The organism is Stappia taiwanensis (assembly GCF_014635285.1).
GTDB classification, from domain to species: Bacteria; Pseudomonadota; Alphaproteobacteria; order Rhizobiales; family Stappiaceae; genus Stappia; species Stappia taiwanensis.
In genome coordinates, this window is record NZ_BMCR01000001.1 from 81,932 (window position 1) to 108,265 (window position 26,334).

24 protein-coding genes are annotated in these 26,334 nt (G+C 65.3%); 10 read left to right on the forward strand and 14 right to left on the reverse strand.

All coding sequences use genetic code 11. The features are described 5' to 3' along the window. Window positions 1-30: 30 nt before the first annotated feature. From IEV83_RS00300 to gph, 8 genes are read left to right on the forward strand one after another with little or no spacing between them, the layout of a single operon-like run. The gene (locus IEV83_RS00300; RefSeq protein ID WP_181758274.1) at window positions 31-1,401 is read left to right on the forward strand and encodes a V-type ATP synthase subunit B; all 1,371 of its coding nucleotides are present in this window, start codon (window positions 31-33) and stop codon (window positions 1,399-1,401) included. After that, window positions 1,398-2,021, forward strand: coding sequence for a V-type ATP synthase subunit D (locus IEV83_RS00305; RefSeq protein ID WP_181758275.1), 624 nt, complete (start codon window positions 1,398-1,400; stop codon window positions 2,019-2,021). Before IEV83_RS00300 ends, IEV83_RS00305 begins: the two co-directional genes overlap by 4 nt. Next, window positions 2,018-3,814 carry a V-type ATP synthase subunit I gene (locus tag IEV83_RS00310; RefSeq protein ID WP_181758276.1) on the forward strand — a complete coding sequence of 599 codons (1,797 nt, stop codon included), beginning with the start codon at window positions 2,018-2,020 and terminating at the stop codon, window positions 3,812-3,814. The genes IEV83_RS00305 and IEV83_RS00310 overlap by 4 nt, the downstream gene beginning before the upstream one ends. After that, entirely contained in the window at window positions 3,811-4,260 is a 450-nt protein-coding gene (locus IEV83_RS00315; RefSeq protein WP_181758277.1) for an ATP synthase subunit C, read from the forward strand. The genes IEV83_RS00310 and IEV83_RS00315 overlap by 4 nt, the downstream gene beginning before the upstream one ends. Window positions 4,261-4,288: 28 nt before the next feature. Further along, window positions 4,289-4,990, forward strand: a complete 702-nt coding sequence (locus IEV83_RS00320; RefSeq protein WP_181758278.1) for a hypothetical protein — start codon at window positions 4,289-4,291, stop codon at window positions 4,988-4,990. A gap of 4 nt (window positions 4,991-4,994) precedes the next feature. Beyond that, window positions 4,995-5,717: a hypothetical protein gene (locus tag IEV83_RS00325; protein ID WP_181758279.1), complete on the forward strand. Its 723-nt coding sequence runs from the start codon at window positions 4,995-4,997 to the stop codon at window positions 5,715-5,717. Further along, window positions 5,714-7,558 carry a V-type ATP synthase subunit A gene (locus IEV83_RS00330; RefSeq protein WP_181758280.1) on the forward strand — a complete coding sequence of 615 codons (1,845 nt, stop codon included), beginning with the start codon at window positions 5,714-5,716 and terminating at the stop codon, window positions 7,556-7,558. The genes IEV83_RS00325 and IEV83_RS00330 overlap by 4 nt, the downstream gene beginning before the upstream one ends. Further along, window positions 7,555-8,262, forward strand: coding sequence for a phosphoglycolate phosphatase (gene gph, locus IEV83_RS00335; RefSeq protein WP_181758281.1), 708 nt, complete (start codon window positions 7,555-7,557; stop codon window positions 8,260-8,262). Before IEV83_RS00330 ends, gph begins: the two co-directional genes overlap by 4 nt. Before the next feature lie 79 nt (window positions 8,263-8,341). Here the strand turns inward: gph and IEV83_RS00340 are convergent, their stop codons facing one another. Continuing rightward, window positions 8,342-9,361, reverse strand: coding sequence for a zinc-binding alcohol dehydrogenase family protein (locus tag IEV83_RS00340; protein WP_181758282.1), 1,020 nt, complete (start codon window positions 9,359-9,361; stop codon window positions 8,342-8,344). A 291-nt stretch (window positions 9,362-9,652) separates the two neighbouring features. Then, window positions 9,653-10,273, reverse strand: coding sequence for a class I SAM-dependent methyltransferase (locus IEV83_RS00345; RefSeq protein ID WP_181758283.1), 621 nt, complete (start codon window positions 10,271-10,273; stop codon window positions 9,653-9,655). A 637-nt stretch (window positions 10,274-10,910) separates the two neighbouring features. On the opposite strand from IEV83_RS00345, the gene IEV83_RS00350 reads away from it, so the two are divergent. Together IEV83_RS00350 and IEV83_RS00355 are read left to right on the forward strand one after the other, a co-directional pair. Continuing rightward, on the forward strand, window positions 10,911-11,888 hold the full coding sequence (locus IEV83_RS00350) for a LysR substrate-binding domain-containing protein (RefSeq protein WP_181758284.1): 978 nt from the start codon (window positions 10,911-10,913) through the stop codon (window positions 11,886-11,888). 437 nt (window positions 11,889-12,325) lie between these two features. Then, the gene (locus IEV83_RS00355) at window positions 12,326-13,099 is read left to right on the forward strand and encodes an SDR family NAD(P)-dependent oxidoreductase (protein WP_181758285.1); all 774 of its coding nucleotides are present in this window, start codon (window positions 12,326-12,328) and stop codon (window positions 13,097-13,099) included. A 38-nt stretch (window positions 13,100-13,137) separates the two neighbouring features. Here the strand turns inward: IEV83_RS00355 and lpdA are convergent, their stop codons facing one another. The 12 genes from lpdA to IEV83_RS20325 all read right to left on the reverse strand — a co-directional run bounded on the left by lpdA (window position 13,138) and on the right by IEV83_RS20325 (window position 25,949). Further along, window positions 13,138-14,535 carry a dihydrolipoyl dehydrogenase gene (lpdA, locus tag IEV83_RS00360; protein WP_181758286.1) on the reverse strand — a complete coding sequence of 466 codons (1,398 nt, stop codon included), beginning with the start codon at window positions 14,533-14,535 and terminating at the stop codon, window positions 13,138-13,140. Window positions 14,536-14,539: 4 nt separating this feature from the next. Then, window positions 14,540-15,886, reverse strand: coding sequence for a dihydrolipoamide acetyltransferase family protein (locus IEV83_RS00365; protein ID WP_181758287.1), 1,347 nt, complete (start codon window positions 15,884-15,886; stop codon window positions 14,540-14,542). 3 nt (window positions 15,887-15,889) lie between these two features. Next, window positions 15,890-16,903, reverse strand: coding sequence for an alpha-ketoacid dehydrogenase subunit beta (locus IEV83_RS00370; RefSeq protein ID WP_181758288.1), 1,014 nt, complete (start codon window positions 16,901-16,903; stop codon window positions 15,890-15,892). Between the two features lies 1 nt (window position 16,904). Further along, window positions 16,905-18,155: a 3-methyl-2-oxobutanoate dehydrogenase (2-methylpropanoyl-transferring) subunit alpha gene (locus IEV83_RS00375; protein WP_181758289.1), complete on the reverse strand. Its 1,251-nt coding sequence runs from the start codon at window positions 18,153-18,155 to the stop codon at window positions 16,905-16,907. Between the two features lie 537 nt (window positions 18,156-18,692). Next, window positions 18,693-18,845 carry a hypothetical protein gene (locus tag IEV83_RS00380; protein ID WP_181758290.1) on the reverse strand — a complete coding sequence of 51 codons (153 nt, stop codon included), beginning with the start codon at window positions 18,843-18,845 and terminating at the stop codon, window positions 18,693-18,695. Window positions 18,846-18,935: 90 nt separating this feature from the next. Continuing rightward, window positions 18,936-19,742 (reverse strand): MurR/RpiR family transcriptional regulator, encoded by an 807-nt coding sequence (locus tag IEV83_RS00385; protein ID WP_181758291.1) that lies wholly within the window; start codon window positions 19,740-19,742, stop codon window positions 18,936-18,938. 103 nt (window positions 19,743-19,845) lie between these two features. Then, window positions 19,846-20,748 (reverse strand): PHP domain-containing protein, encoded by a 903-nt coding sequence (locus IEV83_RS00390; protein WP_181758292.1) that lies wholly within the window; start codon window positions 20,746-20,748, stop codon window positions 19,846-19,848. A gap of 10 nt (window positions 20,749-20,758) precedes the next feature. Then, window positions 20,759-21,427: an HAD family hydrolase gene (locus tag IEV83_RS00395; protein ID WP_181758293.1), complete on the reverse strand. Its 669-nt coding sequence runs from the start codon at window positions 21,425-21,427 to the stop codon at window positions 20,759-20,761. Window positions 21,428-21,561: 134 nt separating this feature from the next. Further along, on the reverse strand, window positions 21,562-22,842 hold the full coding sequence (locus tag IEV83_RS00400) for an ABC transporter substrate-binding protein (RefSeq protein ID WP_181758294.1): 1,281 nt from the start codon (window positions 22,840-22,842) through the stop codon (window positions 21,562-21,564). 170 nt (window positions 22,843-23,012) lie between these two features. Then, window positions 23,013-23,867, reverse strand: a complete 855-nt coding sequence (locus IEV83_RS00405) for a carbohydrate ABC transporter permease (protein WP_371873379.1) — start codon at window positions 23,865-23,867, stop codon at window positions 23,013-23,015. Continuing rightward, on the reverse strand, window positions 23,867-24,808 hold the full coding sequence (locus tag IEV83_RS00410; protein WP_181758295.1) for a carbohydrate ABC transporter permease: 942 nt from the start codon (window positions 24,806-24,808) through the stop codon (window positions 23,867-23,869). Before IEV83_RS00410 ends, IEV83_RS00405 begins: the two co-directional genes overlap by 1 nt. Further along, window positions 24,798-25,949: an ABC transporter ATP-binding protein gene (locus IEV83_RS20325; protein ID WP_280513980.1), complete on the reverse strand. Its 1,152-nt coding sequence runs from the start codon at window positions 25,947-25,949 to the stop codon at window positions 24,798-24,800. The genes IEV83_RS00410 and IEV83_RS20325 overlap by 11 nt, the downstream gene beginning before the upstream one ends. Window positions 25,950-26,334 lie beyond the last annotated feature (385 nt).

Below are 26,334 nucleotides of genomic sequence, written 5' to 3' on the forward strand. Positions count from 1 at the left end.
GGGGTCGGCAACGAGAACGAGGGATAAATCATGCTGGTGTCCCATACACGCATTGTCGATATCGTTGGCGACATCATCCGAATTCGCGCTGGCGCCGGCGCTGGAAAGGGCGAGGGGCAACCCTGTCTCGGCGATCTTGCCCGGGTGACCAGCGACAATGGCTTTGCCTCGCTGGCGCAGGTCATCGGCATCGATGGCGAAATGGTTTCCCTTCAGGTCAATTCGGGCACCAAGGGACTGCCCAACAACGCCGAGGTGCGTTTCCTCGGCGAAGCGATGCAGGTTACCTTCTCCGGCAGCATTCTCGGTCGGGTGTTCGACGGCGCGGGCGTGCCGATCGACCGGGGGCCGGATCTGTCGCATGACCCGGCCATTCCCATCGGCGGTCCCTCGGCCAATCCGATGAAGCGGGTGCTGGCCTCGCGCATGATCCGCACCGACGTGCCGATGATCGACGTGTTCAACTGCCTCGTGGAAAGCCAGAAGATCCCGATCTTTTCCGTCTCCGGCGAGCCGTACAACCCGTTTCTGGCGCGCATCGGCATCCAGGCGGATGCGGATGTTGTGGTGTTCGGCGGGCTTGGGCTGATCTTCGACGATTACGCCTTCTTCCGGAAACAGTTCGAGGATGCCGGCGTCTTCCCGCGCACGGTGATGTTCGTCAATCAGGCCTCCGATCCGGTGGTGGAGCGGCTGCTGGTGCCGGACATGGCGCTGGCGGTGGCGGAGAAATTCGCCGTCGAGGAAGGCAAGCGCGTTCTGGTGCTCCTGACCGACATGACCGCCTTCGCCGATGCGCTGAAGGAAGTGTCGATTGCCATGGAGCGGGTGCCGGCAAACCGGGGCTATCCGGGCGATCTTTATTCGCAACTGGCGCGGCGCTACGAAAAAGCCTGTGATTTCCGCGGCTCCGGCTCGGTGACCATCCTGTCGGTGACGACGATGCCCGGCAATGACGTCACCCATCCGGTGCCGGACAACACCGGCTACATCACCGAGGGCCAGTTCTATCTGCACAGCGGTGTGCTCGACCCGTTCGGCTCCCTGTCGCGGCTGAAGCAGCATGTGATCGGCAAGGTCACGCGCGAGGATCACGGCCAGATCATGAACACCATGATCCGGTTCTATTCCGGTGCGCGCGAGGCGGAGCAGAAACAGTCGATGGCCTTTGAGCTCTCCGACTATGACCTGCAGCTCCTGCGCTTCGGCACGCTGTTCCGCGAGCGGTTCATGAACATCGAGGTGTCCATGCCGCTGGAGACCGCACTGGATCTGTGCTGGCAGACCTTGGCGGAATGCTTCCAGCCCGAGCAGCTCTTGATGAAGCAGGATCTTATCGACCGGTACTTCCCGCATCAGAACGGCGAGGCCAATCAGGCGAAGGTCGAGGCGGTGGGATGAGCCGGGTCGCGCTCAACAAGTCCTCGCTGGCCCGCGAAATAGGGCATCTTGCCGAATACCGGCGCTTTTTGCCCTCGCTGGAGTTGAAGCGGCTGCAGATCGTCTCCGAGCGGGCGCGGGCGAAGACCGAGGCGGCCCGTCTCGACGAGGACGTGAAGACGCTGGTGGCGAAGACCGGCGCCGCCTTGCCGATGCTGGCCAATGAAGACGTTCCGCTCGATGGGCTTGTGACCCTGGAGCATGTGGAGGTGAGCGCGCGCAACCTCTCCGGAACCTTGCTGCCTGTGTTGGGCGAAGTCAGGATTTCGGTGCGCGACTATCCGCGTCTCGGGCGACCGCATTGGGTCGACGCGGTTGTCACCGCCTTGCGCGAGCTGATCCGCCTGCAGCTGGAACGGGATATCGCTCATGCGCGGCTGGAAACGCTGATCGAGGCGGAGCGGGTGATTTCCCGCCGGGTCAATCTGTTCGAGAAGGTGCTGATCCCCCGTGCCGAAGACAACATCCGCCGGATCTGCATGGCGCTTGCCGATGCGGATCGGGAAGCGGTGATCCGCGCCAAGCTGGCAAAGCGCAAGACCGCCGCGCGGGCGGCGGGCGCGAGGATGGCCGAGCTATGACCATCGTCCCCCTGCGCAAGGTCAGCCTGCTGGGCATGCTGGAAGACAAGGAGGCGGTGCTTGACGCGGCGCAGGCCTTCGGCGGCTTGCATCTGATCCCCATGCGCAATGCGCAAAAGGAGCTGGAAGCGGTGCCCAGCGGCACCGGGCGCGAGGCGATGAACGCCCTGCGCTGGCTGATGGACTGCCCGGCGCCGCGCCGGGTGATCACCCGCGACGAGGGTTTCGACGTGCAGGCGGTGATCACCGCCGCAGGCGAGAACCGGCGCGCCCTGCGCCAGGCGGAGGACGAGAAGGCGGCGCTGCTCAAGCGCATTGCCGATGTCGGCCGCTGGGGCGAGTTCGCTTTTCCCGATGTGGCGGAGCTCGGCGGCTATCGCCTCTGGTTTTATGAGGTGCCGCTTGGTCAGGAAAAGCGGCTGAAGCCGGCCGGCCTGACCGTCGAGACGGTCTATCGCGACCGTCGGACAGCCTTCATGGTCGTGCTGTCGCCGGACGAACCACCGGCCTCGGCCATGCCGGTGCCGCGTGTGCATATCGGCGCCCATGCGCTGTCGGCGCTGGAGACCCAGCTTGAGGCGGTGGAGGTCCGGCTCGACGATCTGTGGATGCAGCGCCGCGACCTGAGCAAGTGGCGGATGCTGCTTGCCGGCAATCTCGCCCGTGCCCGGGACAGCGCGGCGCGGCGGCGGGCGGCGCTGGAGACAGCCGAGGTCGGACGTATCTTCGTCATGCAGGCCTGGGCGCGGGCCGATCAGGTCGAGGAAATCGAGCGGTTGGCCGCCCGCCTCGGCATCGCCGCCCACGTGGAAAAGCCGGGCGGAGATGACGCGCCGCCGACCCTTCTGGAAAACGCGCCCGGGCTGGCCGCTGGCGAGAATCTGGTCGAGTTCTACCAGACCCCGGGGTATCGCGGCTGGGATCCGTCGGCCATCGTCTACGTGTCCTTCATCGTCTTCTTCGGCATGATCATGACCGATGCGGGCTACGGCCTGTTGCTGCTGGCGCTGCTGTTCGCCTTCCGTGGCCGGTTTTCCGGCTCGGCGACCAGCCGGCGGATGCTGGTGATGGGATACTGGCTGGCGCTGTCCACAACGGTATTTGGCGTGCTGACCGGCAGTTATTTCGGCGTCGAGCCAAAGGCGGGCACCGTCTTCGCCCGCCTCAATCTGGTGGATCTTGCCAATGTGGACGCGATGATGAAGGTCACCGTCGGCATCGGCGTTCTGCATCTCGTCATCGCCAATCTGGTCAGCGCCTGGCACGGGCGGGGGACCGTCGGCCGGCTTCCGCCGCTTGGCTGGTGTCTGGTGGCGCTGGGTGGGCTCACCGCCTATCTCGCCGGTGGAACTGGCGTGATCGCGGATCTCGGCATCGCCGGCATCGCTCTTGGGCTTTGCGTTGTGGCCGTCTTCGCCAGCGACCGTCCGGTTTCCTCCCTGCGCGGCCTTGGCGCGCGGGTGGCCGCCGGGCTCATGGGGCTGGCCCGGGTGGTGAATATCTTCAGCGATGTGCTCAGCTACATGCGCCTGTTCGCCCTCGGTCTCGCGGCCGCGTCGCTGGCGGCAACCATCAACGCCCAGGCCGGGCAACTGGTGCATGCGGTGCCTGGCGTCGGCGTGCTGCTGGCGCTGGTGGTGCTGGTGGCCGGGCATGCCATCAACATGGGGTTGGGGCTGATCGCCGGCACCGTTCACGGGCTGCGGCTCAACGTCATCGAATTCTTCAATTGGGGCATGTCGGAAGAGGGGCGTCCATTCCGCCCGTTCCGCAAAGAGGAGACACGCTTGTGACTGAACTCCTTCTCGTTCTTGGGTGGGTCGGTCTCTTCGCGCCGGTGGCGCTTGGGGCCATCGGCAGCAGCATTGGCTGTGCCCGCGCGGGCAGCGCGGCGATTGGCGCGATGCTCGACACCGAGTCCGGCTATGGCCGGTTCATCGGCGTGTCGCTGATGCCGTCCTCCCAGGTGATCTACGGCATCGTCATCATGTTTTCGCTGCAGCGCGATCCCATGACCGCCGAGGCCGCGACCGCGATCTTCGGCATCGGCCTGCTGGCGGGCATTGCCCTGCTTTACATTGGCCTGCGCCAGGGGGACGTCCTTGCCTCGGCCATCAGTGCCTCCAAGGCCAAGCCGGAAATCTTCGGCATCTCGCTGGCACCGGCGGCGGTGCTGGAAGGCTTCGCGGTGTTCGCGCTGGTGTTCGCGCTGGTGCTGAGCGGTACCATTCCGGGGTAACCACGCCGCAACGAACGGGAACAGGATCATGGCAAAGACGGGCGACAACAATACCGTTCCAAGCGCGGCGGGCGAGGGCGTTCAGGCGCTGATCGACCGGCTGCGCGGCGAGGGGATCGCCGCCGGACAAGAGCAGGCCGAGGCCCTGCTGGCCTCCGCCCGTGCCAAGGCGGAGGCGATCATCGCCGAGGCGGAGGCCCAGGCGGCGCATCTGCGCGAGGCGGCACACAAGGATGCGGAAGCGGAAAAGGCGGCAACGGCGGATGCCCTGAAGATCGCCGCCCGCGATGTGGTGCTCAGCCTGCGCAACGAGATTGCCGCCCGCATTGGCGAGGAAACCTCGCGTCTTTTGCGCGAATCCTTCGCCGACGAAGCTTTCCTGCAAAAGCTGATCCTGGCGATGGCCGGGCGGGCGCGGCAGGATGCGGACATGGATGGCGCCGATCAGGTGGAGATCGAGTTGCCGGAGCGGGTCGTCACCTTCGAGGAATTGCGCCGCTCGCCCGAAGAGGCGCGCGAGGGCACCCTCAGCCATTTCGTCGTGTCGCTGGCCGCCAATGTGCTGCGCGAGGGGGTGACCTTCAGCGCCGGGCCGGGGTTCGAGGGCATTCGCATCCGCATTGTCGACAAGGACCTGACGGTCAACGTCACCGAGGAGGCGATTGCGCCGCTGCTCATGAAGCACCTTCAGCCGCGCTTTCATGCGGTGATGGATGGCGTGGTGCGTTGATCTCATGCCCGGCCGCTACGAGTATGTCACCCTTGCCGCCAGTCTTCCCTATCTGGGCCGGCTTTTCACCGAGGCGCATCTGCCGATCTCCCGGTTTCGGCTGGAAGCCCGGCTGGACCAGCTTAGCGCGGAGCATCGGACACTGCTTGACGAGATCGTCGCGGCGATTGCCTGGGACCGGGTGGCGCAACTGGACAGCGATGCGCAAATCATCGACCGCTGCCGGCAGGTGATGGAGCGGCTTGAGGCCTATCCCGCGTTGCAGGAGATCCTGCGGGCCCGGCTGGAAATGCGCACCATCGTCGCGGCCTTGCGGCGGCGGCACGATGGCGCGGTGGATGCGGGCGAAATTGCCGACTGGGGCTATGGCCGCTGGCTTGGCACCATGCGCGCCAACTGGTCCGATCCGGCCTTCGGTCTCGGTCATTTCATGCCCTGGGTCGGCGAGGCGCAGGCGAAGCTGATGCAGGATGACCGGATCGGCCTGGAGCGGGTGATCCTGTCGGAGGGCTTCCGGCAGATGGACCGGCTGGCCGAGGGCCACGAGTTCGATTTCGAGGCGGTGGTGATCTACGTGCTGCGCTGGCGGCTGGTGGAGCGCTGGCGCCAGTATGACGCGGAGCGGGCTACGGCGCGGCTCGGCGGTTTGCTTGACGCGGCCATGGATGCCGCGCCCTCCGACGGCATTGCCGCCGGTGTGTTCACCCATCGGGAGATCGCTTCATGACCCGGGATGCTGCCCTGCCCGAACCGACCGCCGAGGTCATCGCCGTTCAGGACGACCTGGTGTCCATTGCTCCGTTGGGCGATGCGCCGCTGGTCAAGAACGAGGTGATCTACATCATTCCGCACGGCCCGGAGCGGCTGGGCCGCCCCCGCGAATATCTGAAGGCGGAGGTCCTGCGCGTGCGCGGCACATCCGCCGAGGCGCAGGTGTTCGAAAGCACCCAAGGGGTACGGATCGGCGACAAGGTGATCCAGAGCGGCGAGATGCTGTCGGCGATGCTCGGGCCGGGCCTGCTCAGCGGTGTGTTCGACGGGATGCAGACGCCGCTTGCCGATGTCGCGGCCAGCCATGGCTTCTTCCTGCCGCGCGGCGTGCTGGTGCCGGCCCTCGACACCCGGCGCAAATGGGCCTTCACCCCGACGGTGGCCTCCGGCGATGTGGTCCGCGCCGGCGACACCCTGGGCACGGTGCCCGAGGGGCGTTTCGCCCACCGGATCATGGTGCCCTTCGGCTTTCGCGGCAGCTTCACCGTGGAGCGGGTGCGGGAAGGGGCCTTCACCATCGAAGAGGTGGTGGCGACCTTGCGCGATGCGCGCGGCGAGCGTCACGATCTGACCTTGATGCAGCGCTGGCCGGTGCGCCGTTCGATCCCCGAGGCGCTGACCCGCGCCGGCCAGAGCGAGCGGCTTTATCCGTCCGAACCGCTGATCACCACCATTCGCCTGATCGACACCTTCTTCCCCATCGCCCGTGGCGGGACGGGCTGCATTCCCGGGCCGTTCGGCGCTGGCAAGACGGTGCTGCAATCGCTGATCTCGCGGTTTTCCGCCGTCGATATCGTCATCGTCGTGGCCTGCGGCGAGCGCGCCGGCGAGGTGGTGGAGACGATCACCGAGTTTCCCAGCCAGCCGGACCCGTCCGGCGATGGCACGCTGATGGACCGCACCGTTCTGGTCTGTAACACCTCCTCCATGCCGGTGGCGGCGCGCGAGGCCTCGATCTACACCGGCATCACGCTCGGCGAGTATTACCGGCAGATGGGCTTCGATGTGTTGCTGATCGCCGATTCCACCTCCCGCTGGGCCCAGGCCATGCGTGAGACCTCCGGGCGGCTGGAGGAAATCCCCGGCGAGGAGGCGTTTCCCGCCTATCTGGACTCGGCCATCAAGGGCATCTACGAGCGCGCCGGCGTGTTCCGCACCGCCCATGGCGATACCGGCAGCCTGACGGTGATGGGCACGGTGTCGCCGGCCGGCGGCAATTTCGAGGAGCCGGTGACCCAGTCGACCCTCGGCACGGTCAAGACCTTCCTTGGTCTGTCCTATGACCGCGCCTACAAGCGGTTTTATCCGGCCGTCGATCCGCTGCTGTCCTGGTCGCGCTACCGCCCGCAACTCGCCGATTGGTACACCCGCGAGGCCGGAGCGGATTGGGGCGAGCGGGTCGATGAGATGGTGGAGCTGCTCCGGCGCGGCGACGAGATTGCCCGCATGATGCAGGTGACCGGCGAGGACGGGGTGACCACCGAGGATTTCGTCACGCAGCAGAAGGCGCTGTTCCTCGATATGGTCTATCTGCAGCAGGACGCCTTTGACGATGTGGACGCCTCCGCGCCGTTGCCGCGCCAGAAGGAGACCTTCGATCTGGTCTATCAGGTGGCGGCGCAGGAGTTCGAATTTGCGGACAAAGCTGCCGTGCGGGCGTTCTTCACCCGGCTGACCGGCCAGTTCCGCAATCTCAACTACGCGGCCGATGGCAGCACGGGACGGGCGGAGCAGATCGCCAGTATCCGGCAGACGCTTGCCAGCGCGCCGACGGCCTACAGGGACGCGGCACAATGACCGGGACGAACCAACCGATGAGCGCGGAAGCCCAGCCTCGGGCGATCCTGTTCGATCTCGATGGGACGCTGATTGATTCCGTGCCGGATCTGACCACATCGGTGAATATCTTGCTGGAAATGCGCGGCGAGCCGCCGCTGTCCACCGGAGAGGTGCGGGCGATGGTCGGCAACGGCATCGCCAAGCTGGTGGAGCGGGCGTTTGCCGCGCGGGGACAGGCACTTGCCGGCGAAAGGCTTGAGGTGGAAGTCGCCGCGATGATGGAGATCTACGGTCGCCATCTCGTCGACAAGACGACACTGCTGCCCGGCGCGGCGGACATCCTTGCGTTTTGCGCGGAACACGGCATCGCGGCGGCGGTGGTGACCAACAAGCCCGAGGCCCTGTCCCGCAGGATCGTCAGCCAATTCGGTCTGGATGCGTACGTTACGCTGATCCTTGGCGGCGACAGCGGACCGGCGCGCAAGCCGGCACCGGACATGCTGCTTCATACGGCCTCGGCGCTCGGCCTTCCGGTCTCCGGCTGCGTGATGGTCGGCGACAGCCCCGCCGATATCGACGCGGCGAAGGCGGCAGTCATGGCTTCCGTTGTCGTGCGCGGCGGCTACACCACCATCCCGGTGGAGGAGCTTGGCGCCGATTTGGTGATTGACGCTCTTCCGGACCTGCCCCAGGCACTCACCCGCCTGGGCGTCCCGGCCTGACGTGGGTGTGAGGCGGGCACGGCCCGAGTGATGCGCTCCGGCGCCGGTGGACGATCCGCCGGCGCCGGAGTTTATCGGATCAGGCTGCGTCGAAACCGCTGATCGCGATCTTGCCCTTGGCGGTTCCGCGCTCGATACGCCGGTGCGCCTCGCGCAGGTTCGCCGCGTTGATCGGCGACAACTCCGTATCGAGGGTGGTGCGCAGAAAACCCCGGTCGATCTGATCGGCAATAAAGCACAAGAGCCGGTGCTGCTCGATCATGTCCGGCGTCTGGAACATGGCGCGGGTGAACATCAGTTCCCAATGCAGGCTGGCGGCCTTGGTCTTCATCAGCTCCATGGGCATCGGCAGGTCGGTGTCGTCGATGGAGACGATACCGCCCTGCGGCCGGATCAGTTCGACCGCCTCCGCCCAATGACGCATGTCGTTGAAGATGGCGATGTGATCCACGTGCTCAATGCCAAGCGCCCGGACCTGTTCGACCATCGGTTCGCGGTGGTTGATCACATGATCCGCCCCAAGCTCCTTCACCCAGGCGATGGTTTCCGGCCGTGAGGCGGTGGCAAGCACCGTCAGCCCGGCGCGCTTGGCGAGCTGGATGCCGATGGACCCAACGCCGCCGGCACCGCCAATGATCAGGAGTGTCTGGCCAGCATCGGCGCCATCCCGGTCGATGCCGAGCCGATGGAAGAAGGCTTCATAGGCGGTGATCGAGGTCAGCGGCAGGGCGGCCGCCTCCGCGTGGCTGAGGCTCTTCGGCTTGTGCCCGACAATCCGTTCATCCACGAGCTGGAATTGCTGGTTGCTGCCGGGGCGGGTCAGGTCTCCTGCGTAGAAGACCGCATCGCCTGGCTGGAACAGGGTGACATCCGGGCCGACCGCCTCGACGACGCCGCTGGCGTCCCAGCCCAGAACACGCGGGGCCTCCTCGACCGCATCCTTGGGCGCGCGAATCTTCGTGTCGACCGGATTGACTGCGACCGCCTTGACCGCGACGAGAAGGTCGCGGCCTTGCGGCTGCGGTCGGGGCAGGTCGACGTCCAGGAGCGCTTCCGGATCATCGATCGGCAGATAGCGGGTGAGGGCAATGGCTTTCATGGCAGGCTCCGTGCGAGAGAAAGGCGCGCGCCGGACCGCCCGGAAAGAGCTCCGGTCCGATTGGAGCCTTGTCGGTTTTGGGCCCGCGCCATTTGTGTGACCGGAGCCTAGCCTCGTTGGTGAAGTACGGAGAATTGCCGGAATCACGGAAACCGTATTCGGAACAGCCGAATGCTGGAGCCGCGAAGCGTGATGCCACTGTGTCTGAGCGGCGAGCTGTCCCGTAGACCGTGGAGCAGGCGAAGGGGGCATGTCGGAAGCCGTCCGGCCTCTTTCGGGCCGGACGCTGGATCAACGGTCTCTGCGGAAGAGACTGAACTGGAAAGACTGTGGCTTTCCCCATGGGGTCTGGTGCAGATGATGCCGGTGCGCGACGAGCGCGAAGCGCTCTCCAAGAACCTCGGCAAGGCCTTCCGGGCTGTACCGGGCAACCGGGAGGCCACTGCAGGTCTCGGGTCCGTCTGGTGCGAAGGTCGCGATCATCGCATGCCCACCAACGACCAATCCTTTTGCGAGACTGTTCAGATAGGCCGCGCGGTCCTTGGCATCGACCAGGAAATGGAAGACGGCCCTGTCATGCCAAAAATCGTAGTGGCGGTCGGGGCTCCAGGCTGTGATGTCGGCGGCAATCCAGCTCACGGCGTCGCCGGCTTGTCCCAGTCGCTGCCGCGCCGCATCGAGAGCGACTTGGGAAAGGTCGAGGACCGTGACGTCCCGGAGCCCCAGATCCAGCAGCGTTCCAGCAAATCGGGATGTGCCGCCTCCGATGTCGATGGCGGAGGAGGTTGCTGAAATGCCTGCCAGTTTGGCCAGTTCCAGCGAGAGCTGCGCCTCCTCCTGATGCCAGCTCAGTTGCGTCTCGGACTTCTGGTCATAAACCGTGTCCCAGTGCTCTCTTTTCTTGTCGGTCATGGTGTCTCCGTCACCGCTTGTGCCGCACAGGCGAGGCCCAAGCGGATAGCACCCCGACCAGGGCGACTCCAGAGCTTTGCAATGCGCGGATGTCATCGCGGCGCGCGAGGATCACGATAAGCTGGAAGGAACCGGTGTGCTGCGGAAGGTGCGATCAGGCCGACCTGTCCGGCGCGATCTGACGTGCGGGATAAGGGTCGATCTGGGTTCGCGGCCTCTGGTGGAATGGTGGCTACTTCGAGAATTGCACGTAAAAAGAGTATTAAAAAAATAAAGCAACCAATTATATCGATATGACTATTTTTCTGGTCCAATTCCGAGTCGGAGCCCCCTTGGAGGAAGAGTAACATATTGAAATAAAAGCGACTCCAAAAATCGATAGCAAGTTCGGTTGCGCCTGCGCGTTTTGGTTGTATTATGCATACGTACTACCGGAATTGAGGTTCCAGCTTTTCGAGAGAGGAATATGTTTACCGGCCGAATAGGTCTGGCAGCGACTGACGGGGTGGGGTCGATCCCGTCGGTTTGTCGTTCCGGTCGAAGCCCTGAGGTGTGGCAGGCGCGCGCGGTCGCCTGCTTGCGTTGACGAAGACGTATCTCGACCCGCTCCCCAAAACCGAACATGAGAAGGCATTCGATGAATCTCAGGAGGTTACGGTTTTTCGTCACCGTCGCGGAAGAGTTGCATTTCGGACGCGCTGCCGAGCGGTTGTGCATGACACAGCCCCCTTTGAGCCAGGCCATTCTTGCCCTGGAACAGGAACTGTCGGTCACCTTGTTCGAGCGGACGAAGCGCCATGTGGCGCTGACGCCCGTCGGCAAAAAATTGTTGCCTCATGTCACCAGGCTGCTGGAGGAGGTGGAGGAGTTGCCCGGTCTTGCTCGCGAGTTGGCGCGCGGAGAGGTGGGAGCTCTGAATCTGGGGTTCGTGACCACTGCGGATTACAGCTTGCTGCCCACGCTGATCGGCCGCTATCGGCAGAACTATCCCAAGGTGAAGATTTCCTTACGGGAGATGAGCAGCGATCTTCAGGTCGAGGCTCTGCTGCAGGGAGAGATCGATGCCGGATTGATGACCCCGCTGCATACGACCTTGCACGCCTCGTTGTCCTATCTGCCGCTGTATCATGAGCAGTTGGTGGCAGCCGTGCCGGAAGCATGGGTCGCGAGCGGGCGTCTCACGCCGGTCGAGGGGCGGCTGCCACTGGCTGAGGTGGCGCGCGAGCCTCTGGTGCTCTTCCCCCGGCGCAGCGCTCCGGTCTTTCACGATATCATCACCAACTATTTCGAAGTCAACGGCACCCGACCGGTCATCGGCCAGGAGGCGATCCAGATGCAGACGATCATCAGTCTGGTTTCCGCCGGGATCGGGGTGGCACTGGTGCCTGGCTCGCTATGTCAGCTTGCCCGCCCCGGCGTGCGCTACCTGTCGCTTGCCGAGAAGCCTCCAACCATCGAGACCGGCCTCGCCTGGCGCCGGGACGATCCCTCGCCAACGGTGAACCGGCTCGTTGAGGCCGCCGAGGCGCAAGGGGACGTGGGGGAGATGCCCACGCTGGCGCCCGCCTTGATGGTCGCAACGAGAGAGCGGCACCGTCAGAACGGGGCGATCTAGGTTTTCGGGACTTCAATTGGCTGCGATCTGCGCATGTTCCCCCGGTTCAATGGGGCGGAAACTCGCATCCTGCCTCTTTCCGGGCCGCCCCTTCCGCTGCGTCCTGATCTGGCACAAGGCTCACCCCTTCGCAGGACATAAAAGGGCTGTCAGCTTCTCTTTGTCTGCGTGCGATGGCAAACCAGTCAATAAAAACAAATGCGCGATAGATCTGAAGACGCTACCATCTGGGCGGGATTGGGAGAAAAGGGAAGGCAGAGGGGAGACGACTTCCGGAATTAAAGGGCGTCTGGATAAGGGGGAGACGATGGCGTGCCCTAACACTGTCCTCTTGCTTTCCCGTATCAACAGATCTTTGCATGCCTTCGCGGCAGGTTTCCCATGACGACGGCCAATAGCGAGGATACGGCCCGAGAGGGGCGATGGAGGAAAGGCGGATGGGGCGGGATCTGACGGGGCGTTGTTACGTGGTCACTGGCGGGGCTTCCGGGATCGGCCTTGCCACCGCGCGCCGGTTGCTGGCGGATGGGGCGCGGGTCGCACTCCTCGATCTGGATGAAGACCGGCTCGCCGAGGCGCAACGGTTGTTGTTGCAGGAGGCGCCTGACCCGGCAGATGAAAGGGTCGCCACGGAGCTGGTGGACATTTGCGACGAGGACAGCGTGTTTGCCGCCTTCGCGGCAGTGCGAGGGCACTTCATGGCTTCGCTCTCCGGCCTCGTCAACTCCGCCGGAATCGCCCGGAATGTGCCATTTGTCGACACCTCGGCGGCGATGATGCGTCAGGTGCTCGATGTCAATGTGGTCGGCACGTTTCTGTGTGCCCGCGCGTTTGTCGACAGCGGCCCTGAGGACGGGGCGGCGATCGTCAACATTACCTCGGTCTCTGGCATGACCGGCAACACCGGCCGTTCCGCCTATGGCGCGTCCAAGGGCGCGGTGATTGCCCTGACCCGGGTGATGGCGACCGAACTTGCCGAATTTGGTATTCGCGTCAACGCGGTGGCGCCGGGGCCGGTGCGCACGCCGATGGTCGCCGCGCTCCATGCGGAAGGGGGCGCGGATCAATGGACCGGGCGTATTCCGCTGCGCCGCTATGGAGAACCGGAAGAGCTGGCCGAGGCAATTGGCTTTCTGGTGTCCCCATCCGCCAGTTTCGTCACCGGAGAAGTCATGGTCGTGGATGGTGGATTTCTGGTGGCGGGCGTCTAGGGCATATCCGCAGCGCTGCCGGTCATCGGATCGTTGGATCAGATATGCAGCGCCTTGCCGAGGGCGGCGAGGCAGGCTTCCTGCACGGCTTCGCTCTGGGTCGGATGGGCGTGGATCACCGCGCCGATGTCATCGAGCCGCGCGCCCATCTCGATGGCGGTGGAAAACGCGGCGCTGAGTTCCGAGGCGCCCGCGCCGACCGCTTGCAAGCCGAGGAGGACATTATTGTCCTCGCGGGCGACGGCGCGCACGAAGCCGGTCTCCGCCTGCATGGTCATCGCGCGGCCATTGGCGGCGAAGGGGAACTGGCCGGTGCGGATGGCGATCCCTTGCGCCTTTGCCTCCTCCGGCGATAGCCCGCAGCTGACGATCTCCGGATCGGTGAAACAGACGGCGGGAATGCAGCGCGCATCCCACCGGCGACGGTGACCGGCGACGATCTCGGCCACCATTTCCCCTTGCGCCATTGCCCGGTGGGCCAGCATCGGCTCGCCGGTGACATCGCCAATGGCGAAGACGCCGCGCATGGAGGTGCGGCAGGTCGCGTCGATGCGGATGAAGCCGCCGTCCATCGTAAGGCCGAGCTCGGAAATGCCGGCACCGTCCGACCGGGGCCGCCGACCAACGGTGATGAGGATCCGGTCCGCTGGAAGGTCGCAGGGTTCCGCGTAGTCTTCACCTTGCGCGACCTGAAGGCCAGCATCCGACAGGCCGAGCGCGCGGGTCTCGGTCATCACCGTGACCCCCAGCGCCTTGAGGGACGCGAGCACGGGTTTCGTCAACGCGGTGTCGTATTGCGGCAGGATGCGGTTTGTGGCCTCGACCACGGTGACCTGCGCGCCGAGCTTGGCGAAGGCCGTGCCGATCTCAAGCCCGATGTAGCCGCCGCCGACCACGACCAGCCGTTCCGGCACCGCATCAAGGGCAAGCGCTTCGGTGGAGCCGATCACCTTGCCGTCAAAGGGCAGGAAGGGCAGCTCCACCGGCGCGGAACCGGTGGCGATCACCACCGCTTCGGCGTGGATCTCGCACACCCCTTCCGGCCCTCGTACCCGTACGGTCTTGCCATCGACGAACTCCGCCCGCCCGGCGAGAACGCGGGTTCCGGCTTTTTTCAAGAGCCCGGCAACGCCCTTGGTCAGGCGCTCGACGATGCCATCCTTCCAGGAGACGGTGGCGGCAAGGTCGATGGCCGGGGCCTTCGCCGAGATGCCAAGGGGGGAGGTGCCGCCGGCAAAGCCGCGCAGCTTGTGAAACTCCTCCGCTGCGTGGATCAGCGCCTTGGAGGGAATGCAGCCGACCGTGAGACAGGTGCCGCCCGGGGTGTCTTCCTCCACTAGGATGGTGTCGAGCCCGAGCTGGCCGGCGCGGATGCCGCAGACATAGCCGCCCGGGCCGCCGCCGATGATCAGAAGCTTGCAGGTCTCTTCGCGCATCGGCTCACTCCTCGATGAACATCAGGGCCGGGGTCTCCAGCAGCTTCTTCAGCGCCTGCACGAACACCGCCGCGTCCCAGCCGTCGATCACTCGATGATCGAAGGCGCAGGAGATGTTCATCATCTTGCGCGGCTGGAAGGCCTGTCCGTCCCAGAGCGGCCGAACCGCCATCTTGTTGATGCCGACGATGGCCACCTCCGGGTGGTTGATGATCGGCGTGGTGGCGATGGCCCCGAGCGGGCCGAGCGAGGTGATGGTGATGGTCGAGCCGGACAGCTCCTCGCGGGTCGCCGCGCCGCTGCGCGCCGCTTCCGCAAGCCGGGTCAGCTCTCCGGCGCTATCCCAGAGCCCGTGGGTTTCCACATGCCGGGCGACCGGCACGGTCAAGCCGGCGCCGGTCTGGGTGGCGATGCCGATATGCACCCCGTCGAACTGCCGCACCACCCCGGCCTCGTCGTCGTAGTGGGCGTTTATCTCCGGTTGATCGCGGACGGCGGTCACGATGGCGCGCATGACGAAGGGCAGCAGCGTCAACTTGCCGCGCGCGGCGCCATGCCGGGCGTTGAGGCTGGCCCGCAGGTCTTCCAGCGCGGTGACATCCACCTCCTCGACGATGGTGATATGCGGGATGCGCGCCTTGGCCAGCGCCATCTTCTCGGCGATCTTGCGGCGCATGCCGACCACCTTGATCTCGCGCGTGCCCGTCGCCGGTGGGCGGGCAATACGCCGTGGCGCGGTGCCCGCCGAGCCTGAGGACTGCTCCGCCCAGGCGTCGAGATCCTCATGCAGGATGCGCCCCTCCGGTCCGCTGCCGGTGAGAAGGCGCAAATCAATGCCGCGTTCCTGCGCCCGGCGACGCACCGAAGGCGCGGCCAGCGGCTTCTCGCCAATGGCAAGCGGCCGGCTGCGTGGCGCGGCGGCAGGGGCGCCGGTTTGCGCTGGTGGTGGGGCCGTCTCGGTGGGTTTCGCTTCCACGGGAACTGAGGAGGTCGGTTCCGGTGGCGCTTCGGTTACGGGGGGCGCCTCCGCCTCTGGGGGCTGCGATGCAGGTGCTGGCGCTTCGGCTTTTGCCGCCGGCGCAGCCGCGACCTTGTCGGCATTGCCCGGCCCCTCGACCTCGATCTGGATGAACTTGCCGCCGATGGGAATGAAATCGCCCGGCTCGCCGCACAGCCAGGCCACCGTGCCGGAGACGGTGGAGGGCACCTCCACCGCCGCCTTGTCGGTCATCACCGTGCCGAGAACATCGTCCTCTTCCACATGATCGCCGATGGCCACGTTCCATTCGGTCAGTTCCGCTTCGGCGATGCCCTCGCCGACGTCGGGCAGGGTGATCGTGTAAATGCCCATGCCTCAGCCCTCCAGAACCGCTTTGAAGGCCCGGCGGATCCGGTCCGGGCCGGGGAAATAGGCCCACTCCTGCGCATGCGGATAGGGGGTGTCCCAGCCGGTCACCCGCACCACCGGTGCCTCCAGATGATAGAAGCAGGTCTCCTGCACCAAGGCGCTCAGCTCCGCGCCGAACCCGGAGGTGCGGGTCGCCTCATGCACGATGACGCAGCGACCGGTCTTCTTCACCGAGGCGGCGATGGTCTCAAGGTCGTAGGGAATGAGGGTGCGCAGATCGATCACCTCCGCATCGACGCTCGCGTCCTCCGCCGCCGCCTCGGCCACATGCACCATGGTGCCATAGGCCAGCACTGTGAGGGCCGACCCGGCACGCCGGATCGCCGCCTTGCCGAGCGGAACGGTGTAGGGTCCGTCCTCCACCTCGCCGAGCGGATGGTTTTTCCACGGCACTACCGGTCGGTCGTGATGACCGTCGAACGGGCCGTTGTAGAGCCGTTTAGGCTCCAGGAAGATCACCGGATCCGGATCCTCGATGGCGGCAAGCAGCAGGCCCTTGGCATCTTGCGGGTTCGATGGCACCACCACCTTCAGTCCGGAAACATGGGTGAACAGCGCTTCCGGGCTCTGGCTGTGGGTCTGGCCGCCGAAGATGCCGCCGCCGGTCGGCATGCGGATCACCATCTGGCAGGTGAACTGGCCGGCGGAGCGGTGGCGTATCCGTGCCGCCTCGCTGACGATCTGGTCATAGGCGGGGTACATGTAATCGGCGAACTGGATCTCCACCACCGGCTTCAGCCCGTAGGCGGCCATGCCGATGCCGGCGCCGACGATGCCGCTTTCGTTGATCGGCGCATCGAAACAGCGGCTGCTGCCGTATTTCTCCTGCAAACCGGCGGTGCAGCGGAAGACGCCGCCGAAGTACCCCACATCCTCGCCGAAGACGACGACCCGCTCGTCCCGCTCCATGGCAAGGTCATGGGCGCTGCGGATCGCCTCGATCATGGTCATGCGTGCCATGTCAGTACCCCGCTTCCTGGCGTTGCCGGATGAGATGCGCCGGCATTTCGGCATAGACATCGTCGAACATGGCGCGCGGTGAGGGATGCGGCCCGGTGATCAGGGTGCCATTGGCCTCCGCCGCCTTCTGCGCGCCGCGCACTTCGTCGGCGATCTCCGCCAGCGCCTGGCTGTGGCGCTCCTCGGACCACTCGCCAATGGTGACCAGATGCGCCTTCAGCCGGTCGATCGGATCGCCGAGCGGCCAGGCGTCGCATTCCTCCTTGGAGCGGTAGGCGGACGGATCGTCCGAGGTGGAATGGGCACCGGCCCGGTAGGTGACATGCTCGATCAATGTGGGGCCGAGGCCGGCGCGGGCCCGCTCCGCCGCCCAACGCGCCACCGCATGCACCGCCAGGTAGTCGTTGCCATCGACCCGGATCGCCGGAATGCCGAAGCCGTGGCCTCGGGCGGCGAAGGTGACCGCGCCGCCGCGCGCCATGCCCTGGAAGGTGGAGATCGCCCACTGGTTGTTGACGATGTTGAGAATGACCGGCGCCTGGTAGCTGGAGGCAAAGACCATGGCCGCGTGAAAGTCGTTCTCCGAGGTGGAGCCGTCGCCGATCCAGGCGGCGGCGATGCGGGTGTCGCGGGCAATCGCCGAGGCCATGGCCCAGCCGACGGCCTGAATGAATTGGGTGCCGAGATTGCCCGAGATCGTGAAGAACCCGTGATCGCGCGCCGAATACATCACTGGCAACTGGCGCCCCTTCAGCGGGTCGGCGCCATTGGAGAAGATCTGGTTCATCATGTCGGTGAGCGGATAGCCGCCGGCGATCAGCAGGCCGGCCTGACGATAGGTCGGGAAGTTCATGTCACCGTCTTCCAGAGCCATGCGAAAGGCGCAGGCCACCGCTTCCTCGCCAAGGTTCTGGACGTAGAAACTGGTCTTGCCCTGGCGCTGGGCCCTCAGCATGCGCTCATCGAACTGGCGCAGCGTCAGCATGTGCCTGAGGCCGGCGCGCAACTCGTCAGCGCTCAGCTGTCCGGCCCAGGGGCCGACGGCCTCCCCGGCCTTGTTGAGCACCCGCACCACGGAAAAGGCCATGTCGCGCATGTCCTCCGGTGCCTCGTCGATGCCCGGTCGCCGGACAGCGCCGGCGCGCGGGATCTCGAACTCGGAGAAGTCCGGTGCATCGCCCGGCCGCACGCCCGGTTCGGGTACGTGAAGCTGGAGCGGTTGATGTCGCGGGCCTGAAACGGTCTCGTTCATGACGGTCTCCTGTGCCGGAGGATGCAAAGGACGCGAAAAATGTCAGTGCCGGGAGGCGTGATCCGGACGATGTAGCGTTGCCGCGATTTTACTCTCTCCGCGGCCGAAATATCCTGCCAGAAGCCCTTATTCTTGGGCGGAATGCGAAATAATCTACTTCGTATTTCCGAAGGGAAGAAGGATCTCTTCTTCGAGGTGGTGAGGGGCGGTCCCTCAGGTCGCGGCGGTCTCTGTCGCCGAAAGAGCGGAAAGCTTAGGGTCCAGACCCATAAATGAGGCTGACATGGCATGGGAAATGGCAAAGCCTCGCGAGGAAGGGCGTGCGCAGCGGGCTTGTTGCCCGGTCAAACGCGCTGACGACGCAGGGTGAAGCCATTTCCATGTCCTGAAGGATTTGACCGGATTGTGCCTGCTCATGCGTCGCGAAAGGCTTGAAAATGAGCCGCATTTCCTGCGCTTCCGCTCCTTGATCAGAAGCAATCCGTCTCAAACCATTTCGAGCTCATTTATGAGTCTGGGCCCTAGCGAAACTCTCCGTCAGGGCCGGATAAAGACCAGAATAGGCGGAGTAGAGCTCCCGGTAGCGCGCACCGTCGCACCGCCGGCGAGCCGGATCAGTTCCTCCGCCGACAGGGCCAGGACCTTGCAGGCGGAGGTGCCGATGTCGATCCCGAGAAACGCTTCGCCCATGTCGCATCCTCCCCCATAGAAAAGCCCAAGAGCCGCAACAGGTAACGGCGTCCTGCCGAAGGATGCAAGGCAAGGCCCGCGAGGGCTGTGTCAGGCGTTGTCGGGGGAGGCGGCCGTCAGCCGCTTGATTTCCTGCGCCAACAATTCGCAGATGAAGATCTTGGCAATCGCCGGGCTGGTCTCGCCTCGTTCAGGCAACGGCGAAAGCGGGGTGGCCAGCAGGATGGCGTCGCAAAGGGCGCCGAGCTGCGGCATGCGCCGGCCGGAAACAGCGATGGTGTATGCGCCGCACTTTCGCGCCAGCCGCAGAAGTCCTTCGTTGTGGCGGGTCAGCCCGGTTTCGGAAATCACCATGAAGACCGAACGTCCGCCCGGCTTGTTGGCGACCTCGGCGGCCGCGACCCCGTCCTGAAAGGCGCGGGCGACAAGCCCCAGCCGGGAAAAGCGATAGGCAAACAACTCGGCGACGATGCCGGACACACCGGAGCCGAACAGGTTGATGCAGCGCGCTTCGACCAGCATCCGCGCGACCTGGGTGATCTCGTCATTCGACAGAGCGGCGGAGGTTGCCAGAACGGCGGCATTGACCCGGGCCACCGCCTCCGGCACCGCGCGCGGCTGGGCGCGCTGCTGGTAGGCGATGTCGGAGGCTAGGGCGATCTTGAAATCGCGGAAGCCCTTGTAGCCGAGAAAGCGGCAGAAACGGACGATGCTGGCTTCACCGCTGCCGCACAGCTCCGCCAGCTCCGCCATTGAGGCGCGGGCGGAGCGTTCGGGTTCGCGGGTGATGTAGCTGGCAATGCGCGACAGCGCCTTGGGACAGGTGTCGATGGTGGCTTCGATACGGGCGATGGTGCCTTGTCCGAAGCCGTTTTTCCCATTCCACTCCGCTGCCATCTCCGCGTCGTCCTCCGCGATGCCGTGTGTGACGTTGTTGCCTTGCGCCCATGGGCGCAAGGCGTCGGTCCTCAGGGGGACGATCTGCCGATGGCGGCGCCGGTCAGAACCAGTGCGGGTTCGTCCAGGCGCGTTTGCCCGCCGCATCGGTGACGATCAGGCGCATCCAGGGGCTGCCCTTCAGGCCGTCGAGCGGCAGGACCACCCGGCTGAGGCACTGGCCGAACTGGAAGCTGTACTGGTAGCCCTGACCGATGGCGACGATGCCGGCTGCCGGGCTGCATTCCACCACGATGCCCTCGTCGGTGAGCGCGACCATGTTGATCTGCGGCCCTTGGGTGGAATAGTAGCTGCCGCCCTTCAGCGCTTCGAGGATGGCTTCGGGGGAGCGGTCGGCGGCGCGCAGGTGGATCCAGCCGCCACCGAAGTCCGGCGACTTGAAATGGGCGTCGTCGCAGGCGTAGGTGAGCATGCGGTGGCCCTTGTCGGCCAGCCCGTCGAGCATGTAGGCGCCGTCGCCCTTGTCATGCATCAGGTGGCAGCCGTGATTGTAGATCTCGACCGCATGACAGTGTTCGACCAGCGTTTCCGCATCATCGAGGGACAACTCGTACCAGGCCGGATGCGCCATGCCGACGAAGGCACCGGCCTCATAGGCGCGGCGGGCAAGAGCGGGGCCATCCTCGTCGGACCGGGTCGGCGCGAAATCACGCGGCAGACCGACGGCGACCAGGTGCCACAGATCGCTCATCTCCGTGCGCGGCGCGTGCAGTTCCGCACCGTGAAGCGGGGTGAAGCTGCTATCGGCGAAGGTCGAGATATCCGTCAGCGGAAAGTCGAACTGCGCCAGGAAGTGATCGGTCATGCACAGGAAGTCATAGCCGCCGGCCTTGTAGCGGCGCACCACTTCCTCCGGCGGCAGGGCGCCGTCGGACCGGGTGGAGTGGGTGTGGATGTTGCCCTTGAGAAGCGGGCCGGTGCGGTCGAAGGGAGGAAGCGGGGTCATCTCGTCAGTCTCATCGGTTGGGGGCGGCCGAGTGCAGGTAGTCTTGCAACTCGGCCATGGAATGAAGGCAGATTTCGGCGCCGGCGGCCAGCAGTTGCGCGGGCGTGCCGTCGGTGATGTGGCTTCCGCCGCAAAAGCCGATGGCCCGGGCACCCGCCGCCCGCGCGCCGGCGATGCCGGAGACGCTGTCGTCGATGGTGATGCAGCGTGCGGGGTCGACGCCAAAGGCCGCGGCGGCGTGCCGGAAAAGGTCCGGCGCCGGCTTGGGCGCGGCCACATCCTCGGCGCTGAAGACGTTGCGTCCGAAGTAGCGCAGGAGGCCCGTCGTCTGCAGCGTCAGGGCAAGGCGTGACCGGGTGCTGTTGGAGGTCACGCAGACCGGCGCCGTGCAGGCCTCCAGCACCTGGCGGATGCCGGCGATCTCGCGCAGCTCCTCCGTGAAACGGCGTAGAAGTGCCGCTTCGTGACGGGCGGCATAGTCCTCCGGCAACGTCACGTCGTACCGTTCGGCAACCAGCCTGGCTGCATCGCCAATGGTCTTGCCGGTGAAGATGCGGATGGAGTCCTGAACGCTGAGGGTGATGCCCTGTTCGGCAAGGATCTCGCTGGTGGTCGCGGCGGAGAGCACTTCGCTGTCAACCAGCACTCCGTCGCAATCGAAAAAGAAAAGCTCTTTCAAGTCTTGCTCGTTTCTCTGAAGAAGGGCGCCGCCGGGGGCGGGGCGCTCCGGCTGCGTGCGGGGCGGGGCCGGGAACCGGCCCGCCAGAACCGGCCCGCCAGAAGCGACGTTGAGGCGGGCCGGAAGGTGTCGGATTACTTGCCGATCAGGGCGTTGGTCTCTTCGACCATTTCGGCCAGACCGTCCTCGACGGACAGGTCGCCGGCCATCACCGCGCTGACGATGTCGCGCTGGGTGCGCCAGATCTCGACCGCGTTGGTGCCCGGATAGCCGCCCCACGGAATCGCCCGCTCAAGCTGGTTCAGCGAGGTCTTCCAGTTGGGGTTCTTGGCGTAGAAGTCACCAAGCAGTTCCGGCGCCATCGCCAGCTGGTTGGTGGGCATGTAGCCGGAGCCGAGCACGGCGAGCTTCTGGCCCTCGGGGCTCGCAGCGAACTTGATGTACTCGAAGGCGGCCTTTTGCCGTTCGGCATCCTGGGTGGTGATGATGCCGCCGTTGCCGCCGGTCGGCACCTTGCCGTTCGCCTTGTCGGCAACCGGGTAGATGGTCGAGCCGACGGTGAACTTGCCCTTGGCCAGCTCCTCGAAGGAGCGTGCGGAGTTGACCGACTGGATGGTGAAGCCGGTGAGGCCAGCGGCGAACTGCTGACGGCTCTGCGAGAACTCCATCTGCTTCATGCCGGCGTCCTTGACGAAGCGCACGGCCAGTTCCAGGGCCTTCTTGCCGCTGTCGCCATCCCAGGCAACGGCGGTGCCGTCCTCGTTCATGAACGGGGCGCCCTGCTGCGAGATCAGCGCACGCCACAGCCAGTCGTCCGGCCAGGCGTCGACCGCGTAGGACATGCCGGTGATGTCATCGCCGAGCGCGTCGATCTTGCCGGCCAGCTCGATCCAGCCGTCCCAGTCGTCAGGCATGTTTTCCAGATCGCCGCCGGCCTTCTTGACCAGGTCGGCGTTGTAGAAAACGATCGGCGTGGAGGCGTTGAACGGCAGGCCGTAGATCTCACCCTTCACGGTGGTCAGGTTGATCATTGCCGGGTTGTAGTTCTTCTCCAGCCACTCCGCGCCGCCGGCGGCCTCGATGAACGGAGCAAGCGGCACATCCAGCTCGCGCGCCTGAAGCTGCTCGATCAGCTCGGGAAGCAGGTGGTAGCCGGAGAAGACGATGTCCGGGAGATTGCCGGTCAGCGCATCGCGGATGATCGCCTGGTGAGCCTGGTCATAGCTCTCGGCCGGGGCGAGGAAGTTGATCTTGATGTCCGGGTTCTTCTCCATGAAGGCGTTGGCGACGTCTTCGTGGAAGTGGCGGTGGCCCGGCCATGCGTGCAGCACATTCAACGTGACCTCGGCTTGTGCCGCGACCGTGCTTGCCAGTAGAGTTGCGCCAAGGGCGGCGGTGCAAAGCAACTGTTTCATCGTTTTCCCTGTCGAAGGGGGAGTATCCCCGTTTGATGCGGCCCTTGGGCCGCGGGTTGCGCGGGGGTGGTGGCAGCCACCTTCCGCGTCTCGCGTCTGTCAACGCGATCTCGTCGGGGAGCGGGCCTTGGCCTCATGGCGGCCCGGCTCCCGATTTGTCAGCAAGGCGCCTATTTCACGCCGGTCATGGTGATGCCGCGGATGAACTGGCGCTGGGCGAAGAGGAATGCCAGCATCAGGGGCGCGGTCAGGATGGTGGCGGTTGCCATCAGTGCGCCGTAGTTCTCGCCGCTCTCGGAATCGGCGAAATAGGCGAGGCCCAGCGGCGGCGTCATCAGCTCGTTGGAGCGGATCACGATCATCGGCCAGTAGAGATCGTTCCAGTGGCTGGTCAGCGAGAACACCGAGAAGGCGGCGATGGCGGGAACCGATCCCGGCACGACGATGGTCCACAGGATCGCCCATTCCGACATGCCGTCGAGCCGCGCCGCGTGGATGATCTCATCCGGGTAGGACTTGAAGCTCTGGCGGAACAGGAAGATCGCGAACACCGAGAGGAAGAACGGCATCATCGCGGCGAAGTAGGTGTCGAGCGCGCCAATCGCGTTGAGCCCGAGGAAGAGCGGCAGTGCCGGCACCTGGATCGGCACCGTCAAGGCGAAGATGACGATGGCGAACAGCAACTCGCGGCCGCGAAACTCGAACTTGGCCAGCGCATAGGCGCAAGGGATCGCTGTCAGCAGCTGCACCAGCAGAATGCCGAGGGAGATCACGACGCCGTTCTTCATGAAGGTCAGCACCGGCGTGGCGGTCAGCGACTCGATGTAATAATGCGCGCCGGTAAAGGTTTGCGGCAGCCAGTTGAACTCTGGCGTGAACAGCTCCTGCGGCGCCCGGAACGAGGTCACCAGCATCACGTAGAACGGGAACATGAAGATGAACGCCAGCGCCAGCAGGAATGCATGGGAGGCGAACTGGCCGAGGGTGTAGCGCATGCCGGCGCCGGCCTGTCGGGTCTTTGACATCAGTAGTGCACCTTCCGGTCCAGCACCCGCGCCTGAAGAAAGGCGAAGATCATGATGATGGCAAGGAAGACGACGGTCATCGCCGCCGCCGAACCCATGCGGAAGTAGGTGAAGCCTTCCAGATAGGTGGTGTAGAGCAGCACGTCCGAGGCTCCGCGACGCGGGCCGCCCCGGGTGATCACCGCCACCGTGTCGAACACCTTGAAGGCGGTGATGGTGGAGGTGATGATCACGAACATGGTGGTCGGACCGAGCAGCGGCAGCGTGACGGAAAAGAAGCGGTCGAGGGGGCTTTCCATGCCATCGACCGATGCGGCGTCGTAAAGCTCCTCCGGGATGGCGGTCAGCCCGGCGATGAACAGCACCATGTTGAAGCCAGCAAGGCTCCAGATGTTGATCAGGGCCAGGCCGCCCAGCACCAGGTCCGGATCGCTGAAGAAGTCGATGGCTGGCAGGCCCCAGGATTTCAGCAGCAGATTGAACGGGCCGATGGTGCCGTGCAGCAGATATTTCCAGACCGTGGCCATGGCGACGAGCGTGGCCGTGACCGGCAGGAAGAAGATGAGCTGATAGATCTTGCGGCCCCGGGTGAGGCCGTTGATCAGCACCGCCAGCAAGAGCCCGAGAAAGACGCTGGCCGGCACCACCATCGCCACATAGGTGAAGGTGTTGCCGAGCGCCCGCCAGAAAGCGCGGTCGGTGTTCAGGTCCGCGTAGTTGTCGAAACCGACGAAGGACACCTCCAGCGCGCCGAAGCGGTAATCGGTGAAGCTGAGCAGGATGATCGCCGCGATCGGCAGCAGCATCAACAGAACCAGCAGGACGACGGACGGGCCGGCGAGCGACCAGCTGACCCAGCCGGGGATCTGTGCGCCATGCCGGCGGCGCGGCGACGCGGCGACGGGGGCAGGGCCGGGGAAGGCGGCGATATCAGCTGGCATGGGACAGCATCCTGTCCGCCGGCATCATGCCGTCGGGTGAAAAGGGCAGGGGCGCACGCTTGCCCGACGGGGCGAACGCCAGCAGCGCTTCCGGCCGCAGGGTGAAGGCGATCCGGCCATCGGCGACGGCAAGGCCACTCCACTGCGCGGCGGGAATACGCCCGGTGATCTCGGTGCCCTGATCGGTCTGCAGGAACACCAGCACGTCATGGCCCAGGAGTTCATGGCGCAGAAGCCGGGCGTCGACGCCGATGCCCGCCGATTTGGGCGTGAAGTCGAGAGCCTCGGGACGGAAGGCGATATGAGCGATGCTGTCCGGCAGCGGCTGGCCGGTCCAGCGCGCGGTCTCCTCGGTCGACACCACATTGATTTCCGGCGAGCCGATGAAGCGGGCGACGCGCAGGTCCTGCGGGTTGGTGTAAAGCTCCTGCGGGCTGGCGCATTGCACGATCTCGCCATCCATCATCACCGCCACCCGGTCCGACATGGTCATCGCCTCGGTCTGGTCGTGGGTGACGTAGATGAAGGTGGCGCCGAGCCGCCGATGCAGGCTGGTGATCTCGCCGCGCATGGTGACCCGGAGCCGTGCGTCCAGATTGGACAGCGGCTCGTCCATCAGGAAAACCTTGGGGTTGCGAATGATGGCACGGGCAAGGGCGACGCGCTGGCGCTGACCGCCGGAGAGGGCGGCGGGCTTGCGCGGCAGCAGGTGGCCGATCTCCACTTGGTCGGCGACCTCGCGCACGGCCTCCTGAATCTGGCGGCGGGCGGTGCGCTGGCCGGGCACCAGCCGGCCCAGCACCGGCAGGCGGGCGGCGGTGGGCAGCCGGCGGATCCGCAAGGGGGTGCCGATGTTCTGCTCCACGCTCATATGCGGGTAGAGCGCGTAGGACTGGAACACCATGGCGATGTCCCGCTCCCGGGGACGCAGATGGTCGACGCTTGTCCCGTCGATGCGGATTTCACCGGCGCTTTGCGGCTGCAGGCCGGCCATGATGCGCAGCAAAGTGGACTTGCCGCAGCCGGAGGGGCCGACCAGGGTCATGAATTCCCCGGCCTCGATGGTCAGGGAGGCGGAGCGCAGGGTTTGCGTCGCGCCGTAGGATTTCTCGATATTTTCCAGTTCAACCTTCGCGGACACGGATGGTTCCCCAGTGTGTTTGGTCAGCCGTCCGACCAGGCGGCGTGCAAGGCACACGCCGGCCCATCCCGGCCGCGCTGGACGCTGCCGGGTCTGTCGTTTCGTCTGGATCATTTGAGTGGCTCGCCGGTTGTGCGCGTGCACGGATCTGATCGCGCGGCACCTGCCGGAAGGCCTATGGCGGGAACCCTATTGGAGTTTTGCTTCAGTTTTGTGATGCCCTGAAACTTTCCTCCGTTCCTGTTCAAGGTATTGAATTATATGAAATAAGATCTGTTTTTTGCGGACGTGGTCAGGGGAAAATACAACCCTTGATCTTATGCCGCTTTCCGGAGGGGCAGACGCCCGTCTTCGGCATCCTCCGGTGGAGGCGTTGTTCTCGACC

What these genes read in the sequence shown, in the direction of transcription:
- IEV83_RS00300 (WP_181758274.1), top strand. Translation starts at nt 31, where the DNA reads ATGCTGGTGTCCCATACACGCATTGTCGATATCGTTGGCGACATCATC.
- IEV83_RS00305 (WP_181758275.1), top strand. Translation starts at nt 1,398, where the DNA reads ATGAGCCGGGTCGCGCTCAACAAGTCCTCGCTGGCCCGCGAAATAGGG.
- IEV83_RS00310 (WP_181758276.1), top strand. Translation starts at nt 2,018, where the DNA reads ATGACCATCGTCCCCCTGCGCAAGGTCAGCCTGCTGGGCATGCTGGAA.
- IEV83_RS00320 (WP_181758278.1), top strand. Translation starts at nt 4,289, where the DNA reads ATGGCAAAGACGGGCGACAACAATACCGTTCCAAGCGCGGCGGGCGAG.
- IEV83_RS00325 (WP_181758279.1), top strand. Translation starts at nt 4,995, where the DNA reads ATGCCCGGCCGCTACGAGTATGTCACCCTTGCCGCCAGTCTTCCCTAT.
- IEV83_RS00330 (WP_181758280.1), top strand. Translation starts at nt 5,714, where the DNA reads ATGACCCGGGATGCTGCCCTGCCCGAACCGACCGCCGAGGTCATCGCC.
- gph (WP_181758281.1), top strand. Translation starts at nt 7,555, where the DNA reads ATGACCGGGACGAACCAACCGATGAGCGCGGAAGCCCAGCCTCGGGCG.
- IEV83_RS00340 (WP_181758282.1), bottom strand. Translation starts at nt 9,361, where the DNA reads ATGAAAGCCATTGCCCTCACCCGCTATCTGCCGATCGATGATCCGGAA.
- IEV83_RS00345 (WP_181758283.1), bottom strand. Translation starts at nt 10,273, where the DNA reads ATGACCGACAAGAAAAGAGAGCACTGGGACACGGTTTATGACCAGAAG.
- IEV83_RS00350 (WP_181758284.1), top strand. Translation starts at nt 10,911, where the DNA reads ATGAATCTCAGGAGGTTACGGTTTTTCGTCACCGTCGCGGAAGAGTTG.
- IEV83_RS00355 (WP_181758285.1), top strand. Translation starts at nt 12,326, where the DNA reads ATGGGGCGGGATCTGACGGGGCGTTGTTACGTGGTCACTGGCGGGGCT.
- lpdA (WP_181758286.1), bottom strand. Translation starts at nt 14,535, where the DNA reads ATGCGCGAAGAGACCTGCAAGCTTCTGATCATCGGCGGCGGCCCGGGC.
- IEV83_RS00365 (WP_181758287.1), bottom strand. Translation starts at nt 15,886, where the DNA reads ATGGGCATTTACACGATCACCCTGCCCGACGTCGGCGAGGGCATCGCC.
- IEV83_RS00370 (WP_181758288.1), bottom strand. Translation starts at nt 16,903, where the DNA reads ATGGCACGCATGACCATGATCGAGGCGATCCGCAGCGCCCATGACCTT.
- IEV83_RS00375 (WP_181758289.1), bottom strand. Translation starts at nt 18,155, where the DNA reads ATGAACGAGACCGTTTCAGGCCCGCGACATCAACCGCTCCAGCTTCAC.
- IEV83_RS00380 (WP_181758290.1), bottom strand. Translation starts at nt 18,845, where the DNA reads ATGGGCGAAGCGTTTCTCGGGATCGACATCGGCACCTCCGCCTGCAAG.
- IEV83_RS00385 (WP_181758291.1), bottom strand. Translation starts at nt 19,742, where the DNA reads ATGGCAGCGGAGTGGAATGGGAAAAACGGCTTCGGACAAGGCACCATC.
- IEV83_RS00390 (WP_181758292.1), bottom strand. Translation starts at nt 20,748, where the DNA reads ATGACCCCGCTTCCTCCCTTCGACCGCACCGGCCCGCTTCTCAAGGGC.
- IEV83_RS00400 (WP_181758294.1), bottom strand. Translation starts at nt 22,842, where the DNA reads ATGAAACAGTTGCTTTGCACCGCCGCCCTTGGCGCAACTCTACTGGCA.
- IEV83_RS00405 (WP_371873379.1), bottom strand. Translation starts at nt 23,867, where the DNA reads ATGTCAAAGACCCGACAGGCCGGCGCCGGCATGCGCTACACCCTCGGC.
- IEV83_RS00410 (WP_181758295.1), bottom strand. Translation starts at nt 24,808, where the DNA reads ATGCCAGCTGATATCGCCGCCTTCCCCGGCCCTGCCCCCGTCGCCGCG.